1 protein-coding gene is annotated in these 235 nt (G+C 31.9%); it reads right to left on the reverse strand.

Going from position 1 to position 235, the window contains the following annotated elements; all coding sequences use genetic code 11:
- The coding region (locus KI369_RS28520; RefSeq protein WP_212959002.1) for an HAD hydrolase-like protein at positions 1 to 233 on the reverse strand (233 nt) is incomplete at its 3' end.
- Between the last annotated feature and the right edge of the window lie 2 nt (positions 234 to 235).

A 235-nucleotide genomic window follows, 5' to 3' on the forward strand; every position in this document is an offset into this window, starting at 1 on the left:
CGCTCTACGTAATCATGATGCTTTTCTTCATAGCATTCATAGTATCTTTCAACTGCTACTTCTTTTTCTTCAGAAAGTAAGTTCTCATGAATAATACCAACTTCACTTGGACCAAACATAGAAAGAATCTCTGCTTCAGTAATTTCTTTATTATCAAACTGCCAAAAAACGTTTTGAAACGAGTAATAACATAAAGGTAAAGTATCAGCTAGTGTGCCATCAAAATCAAAAATAA

This window comes from Bacillus sanguinis, assembly GCF_018332475.1.
GTDB lineage: Bacteria > Bacillota > Bacilli > Bacillales > Bacillaceae_G > Bacillus_A > Bacillus_A sanguinis.